The organism is Nocardia sp. 852002-51101_SCH5132738 (assembly GCF_001665695.1).
Classification (GTDB): Bacteria; Actinomycetota; Actinomycetes; order Mycobacteriales; family Mycobacteriaceae; genus Nocardia; species Nocardia nova.
The window spans coordinates 38,532-43,699 of record NZ_LZML01000145.1 but is presented as its reverse complement, the minus strand read 5'-3'; the positions used below and the strand labels follow the sequence as shown (position 1 = coordinate 43,699).

At 67.9% G+C, this 5,168-nt stretch carries 6 protein-coding genes; 1 reads left to right on the top strand and 5 read right to left on the bottom strand.

Annotated features, from left to right (window positions below; all coding sequences use genetic code 11):
- Window positions 1-392 precede the first annotated feature (392 nt).
- On the bottom strand, window positions 393-1,160 hold the full coding sequence (gene cobM / locus A5789_RS20665) for a precorrin-4 C(11)-methyltransferase (RefSeq protein WP_064903696.1): 768 nt from the start codon (window positions 1,158-1,160) through the stop codon (window positions 393-395).
- Between the two features lie 36 nt (window positions 1,161-1,196).
- Complete coding sequence (locus tag A5789_RS20660) at window positions 1,197-1,772, bottom strand: Uma2 family endonuclease (RefSeq protein ID WP_064903697.1); 576 nt, start codon at window positions 1,770-1,772, stop codon at window positions 1,197-1,199.
- Window positions 1,773-2,094: 322 nt separating this feature from the next.
- Between A5789_RS20660 and A5789_RS37965 the strand changes: the two genes are divergently transcribed.
- A complete protein-coding gene (locus A5789_RS37965; protein ID WP_227463087.1) occupies window positions 2,095-2,766 on the top strand; it encodes a cupin domain-containing protein in 672 nt (223 codons plus the stop codon).
- A gap of 20 nt (window positions 2,767-2,786) precedes the next feature.
- On the opposite strand, the gene A5789_RS20650 is transcribed toward A5789_RS37965, so the two are convergent.
- The 3 genes from A5789_RS20650 to A5789_RS20640 form a co-directional block, all read right to left on the bottom strand.
- The gene (locus A5789_RS20650; protein WP_030517156.1) at window positions 2,787-3,212 is read right to left on the bottom strand and encodes a PPOX class F420-dependent oxidoreductase; all 426 of its coding nucleotides are present in this window, start codon (window positions 3,210-3,212) and stop codon (window positions 2,787-2,789) included.
- Between the two features lie 85 nt (window positions 3,213-3,297).
- Complete coding sequence (locus A5789_RS20645; RefSeq protein WP_030517155.1) at window positions 3,298-3,915, bottom strand: response regulator transcription factor; 618 nt, start codon at window positions 3,913-3,915, stop codon at window positions 3,298-3,300.
- Complete coding sequence (locus A5789_RS20640) at window positions 3,912-5,111, bottom strand: sensor histidine kinase (RefSeq protein WP_064903699.1); 1,200 nt, start codon at window positions 5,109-5,111, stop codon at window positions 3,912-3,914. The genes A5789_RS20645 and A5789_RS20640 overlap by 4 nt, the downstream gene beginning before the upstream one ends.
- Between the last annotated feature and the right edge of the window lie 57 nt (window positions 5,112-5,168).

Sequence of the window (5,168 nt, the reverse complement as noted above, 5' to 3'; positions counted from 1 at the left end):
CCCGTAACCTCGCTTCCGGAACGCCACGCAGCGCTCCCCGATGGCACACCGATGCCGACGCTCACCTCATCCGAGCGTGGCGTCCGGCATTCGGGGCTCACTTCGATTGCAATCAGACAAAAATGTTCATAGGACCTATCCGTCCGTCGGGCCGATCTTGTTACATGGGCCCGACCACACCCACCGGCCACGGATCGGCCTCGTTTCGAGATTCGCTGATGAACACCGAACCAATCTACCGCCAGGTACCGACAATCAGCCAAGAAGGGCGATAGCGCTCCGACATCACCACTGCACTCCGTTGTCCCCGCCACCTCGACGTTCGATCCGCTGCTGGGAACCTACCGGGAATCGCCCGTCCCGAGTGACCGAAATCGCGGTGCGCGAGGGGGTCACGCGCCGGGTCCGGATACCGGGTGCCGCTCCCGTCCGGGGTCGTACAGATGGGACTGCGCACAGTCGAGCGCCGGAGTCAGGGCGCGCCCAACCAGGACCACCGCGGCCTGCCGCAGTCCGGCCGCCTCGACCTGGCCGGCGATATCGGCGAGCGTCCCCCGCAGAATCCGCTGCTGCGGCTGACTGGCCCGGTAGACCACCACGGCCGGGCAATCGGCGCCGTACTCCTGCGCCAGCTCAGCGGCCAGCTCGCGAATCCGCGTGATCGCCAGATGCAGCACCAGACTGGCCCGGGTCCGCGCGAAATTCGCCAGCGCCTCGGACTCGGGCATCGCGGTCGAGCGCGCCCGGGTCCGCGTCAGCACCACCGACTGCACTACTTCCGGCACCGTCAGCTCGCTGCCCAGGACCGCGGCCGCCGCCGCATACGCCGGCACCCCGGGCGTCACATCCCAGGCGATGCCCAGCCCGTCGAGCCGCCGCGCCTGCTCGGTCAGCGCCGAATAGATCGACGGATCCCCCGAACACAGCCGGGCCACATCCTTACCCTCGGCGTCGGCCCGCACACAGTGCGCGACGATCTCGTCCAGATCCAGCCCCTGGGTATCGATCAACTCCGCCTCCGGCGCGCAATGCGCCAGCACCTCGGGATCCAGATACGTCCCGGCATACAGGCACACCGGAGATTCCCGCAGCAGCGCCACCGCCCGCAGCGTGAGTAGATCGGCCGCCCCGGGACCCGCTCCGATGAAATGCACGGTCATGCCCGGAGTCTAGGTGCCCGCCCGATCCCGCAACCCTCAGCCCAGCCGCCCGAGCTCGATGGTGAGCGGGCAGGGCGACGTGGTCCGGAACGTTCCGGTCGCTTCGCCTTCGTCCAGATATCCGAGTTCTTCGGTGAGCCGGAATACCAACAGGCTCAGCGGCTCGTTGAGGTCGATGATCCAGTAGTGCGCGATGCCGGCTTCGGCGTATTCGCTGCGCTTGGTCACCGTATCGGTGCGACGCGAGCCCGGGGAAACGATTTCGACGACGAGCACCGCTTCCGACGTGCGAAGAATGCCGCCGGAGGTACGGACTCGTTCCAGTTCGGCACGCGTCACGACGATCAGATCCGGTCGCCTGACGGTGGCGGGTTCGTCCGGCGGGACCAACCCCAGATCGACGTCGACGTCCGGCACGGCCACCAGATCGTCCGGCAGCTGCGCGAACAACTGCATATACAGTTGCGCGCCGGCGATATTGTGCGCCGGTGTCGGTGACGGCGACACGACGAGTACCCCCTCCTGCAACTCCCAGCGATGCCGGTCGTCTTCGGGGAGCGCCACGAAGTCGGAGAGCGTCAGCAGCCGTTGCGGATACGAAAAGGCTGTCACCTCAGCTCCTCACCTCGTCTTCATGGTCGCCCCATTGTCCCACGGGGTGCATTCGAAACGGTGGAACTAAGGATGGGTGGTCCTCGCGGCACACACCCACAGTGGAGGTGCGGAGCGAGCAGCTGCGCCGCATGTCGAAATTGTTGCAGTGCAAGCTTTTTCAACGATGCAGCCATCCTGCACGACGGCGGTGTGCAGTAGCCCACAGGCGGTCTCGTGCCGTTCGCGGGGACAGCTCCCGCGCTCGATTCGCCGGCTCGCCCGGTGCCGCGCGGCGTAAGATCATGCCCGGGGTCATCCACAACTCCCGAAGGTGAGCACGATGACGAAATTCGTTCAGACCATCGAGTTCAAGACCTCGCAGCTCGACGAGTTCAATCGCACGCTGGATCTGTGGCTGACGGCTACCGAGGGCACGCGCTCGGCGACGCACAGTATGGAAACCCGGGACCGCGACCATCCGGACACCTACCTGCAGATCGTGGAATTCCCCTCCTACGAGCAGGCCATGGCGAATTCCGCGCTGCCCGAGACGACCGGCTTCGCCGAAACCCTCGCCGCACTGTGCGACGAGCCGGCGGTCTTCCGCAATCTGGATCTGGTGCGTGAGGACGATATGGGGACGCCGGATGCGTCCCTGCTGGTGAAGAACTTCGACTCGGCCGACGAGACGCGGGAATTCGAATCCGGCAGCGGGCGCCTCGAGGTCGTGCAGGCACCCTCCGGCGCAGTCGGCCGGGCCGTCTTCGAGCTGGGCTGGCGCTGGTCCACGCACGTCAAGCCGATCGCCGGAACCGACAGCTGCCAGGTCTCCCACATCGGCTACTGCATCTCGGGGCGGATGCACATCCGGATGGACGACGGCACCGAGTGCGAGGTCGGCCCGGGAGATTTCATGCAGTGCCCGCCCGGCCACGACGCCTGGACCGTGGGCGAGGAAGCCTGCGTACTGGTCGACTGGGCCGCGGCCGCCGAATACGCTCGGCGTCGCTGAATTCTTTCCGCCCCGGCCGGCTATCCGGTCATGTTCAGCCCACCGAGGATCTTGTCCGGGCGTACCCGCACGACCAGCTCACCGGGGACGGCGTTGCGGGTGCCGAATTCCTCGGCGCGGTCCGGGCCCATGTACCGCGCGGCGATGGCGGTCGCGGTGCGCAGGAGTTCGGCAGGGTCCTCGGAGAGGGTGGCGACGCCCTGCACCTGGAAATAGGCGTACGGCGGTTCGTCCAGGTCCACGCAGAGGGCGACGCGGGGGTCGCGAGCCAGCGCCTTGCCCTTGGCGGTGGTTTTACCGGTGTTGAAGACCAGGTCGTCGCCGTCGAGGATGAACCACACCGGATTGACGATCGGGCGGCCGTCGGAGGCGACCAGAGCCAGTTTGCCGGTACGGGTTCCGGCGGCGAGGAACTCCCGCACTTCGGGATCGGTAATGGAAGGCATGAGCTCACCCTAGGAAGCGGCGGCGTGTGCGCGGGCCCCGACACGCACCGACCGACACGGCCGCGATCAGCGAGCCCCGCACGGTTCAGATGGCCCCGCGCTCGCGCGCTCGCGCCACCGCCGACGTCCGCGATTTCACGCCCAGCTTCGAATAGATGTGCACCAGATGGGATTTCACCGTCGTCTCGCTGAGGAACAGGTGTTTGCCGATATCGCGGTTGGAATGACCGTCGGCGACCAGGCGCAGCACCTCGATCTCGCGGGCGCTCAGGGTGGTGTCCGGTTTGCGGACGCGGGTCATCAGTTTGGAAGCGACCGAGGGCGAGAGCACGCTCTCCCCCGCCGCCGCGGCGCGCACGGCGGCGAGGAGTTCGGGCGGCGGGGTGTCCTTGAGGATGTAACCGCAGGCACCCGCCTCGATGGCGCCGAGGATATCGGCGTCGGTGTCGTAGTTGGTCACGACCAGGACGTTCGGCGGATCGGGCAGGGCGCGTAGGGCCAGGGTCGCGTCCACCCCGGATTTGCCGGGACCGAAGCGCAGATCCATCAGCACCAGATCGACGTGCGTGGTGGCGCAGAAGGCCACGGCCTCCTCGGCGGTGGCGGCCTCCCCGACCACCGTGATGTCCTCGCCGGAATCCAGCAGGGCCCGCAATCCGGCGCGGACGATGGCGTGGTCGTCGGCCAGCAGGAGACGGATCACGGCAGCTCCTCCCGCGAGATGAGCTCGGCCGCAGCGGTTTCCGAGTCGTGCAGCGGAAACGACACGGTGACGGCGGTATGCCCCGGCTCGGATTCGACGTCCATGACACCACCCTGCTGTTCGACGCGGCTGCGCATGGCGTTGAGGCCGAAGGTGCCGCCGCCGAAGACCGCCGGATCGATACCGACGCCGTCGTCGACCACATCGAGATGGACGGCGTCGTCACCGTAGGTGAGCGTGATCCGCATCCGGTCGGCGTGCGCGTGCCGGACCACATTCGACACCGCGCCCTGCGCCACCCGCACCAGCGCGGCCTCGACGGGCATCGGCAGCCGCATCGGCGTCCCCTCGACCACCGTGCGGGCGCTGAGCCCGGGGCCCTCGGCGCGCCGGGCGATCCGCTCGAGCGCATCACTCAGCGATTGCCCCTCGAGCACCGCCGGGGTGAGGTCGCCGATCAACTGCCGGGTCTCGACCAGATTGTCCGCGGCGGTCTCGCGGGCGAGCCGGATCTGTTGCAGCGCGGGATGATCCGGTGCGTCGCGTTCGGCGGCATGCAGCAGCATCTGGATGCTGGACAACCCCTGGGCGACGGTGTCGTGGATCTCCTGCGCGAGCCGTTCACGTTCGGCGAGTTTGCCGGCGGTGCGTTCGCGTTCGGCGAGAGTGGCACGGGTGGAGAGCAATTCGTCGATCAACTGCTGGCGATCGGCCGCCTCGCGGAACAGCGCCCGATAGCCCAGGCCGATCGCGATCGCCACGATCGCGCCCAGGACCGGCCCGGCGATTCCGGGCACCGTCCACCCCTCGTGCAACCCCCAGCCGACCACCGAGACGATCGTGGCGGCGACGACCGCGGCCAGTCCCCACAGTCGCGGCAGCAGATGCAGATACAGGAAGAACAGTCCGAACACCAGGTAGACGGCCTCCGGAACCAGCACGATCAACGCCAGCCACAGCGCCGTGAGCCCGCCCAGCCATACCCGCGCCGCGACCGGACGCCCGCGCAGCAGCCCACCCGCGAAATAGACGAGCAGGAACAGCGCCGCGAGCACGATCACCGCGACGGTGGGCCGGGGGCCGTCGTCACCGGGCACGGCCGCGCGCACGATCACCACGACCACCAGCGCCGTCATCAACACATGCAGTCCGACCTGCAGTGCGGCGAAGACGGGGGTGAGGGGAGAGCGGTGCACGCTGCCAGCTTATGCGCGGTTACCGGGGCGGCATCCATCGAAAGGTGGATTCGGCAC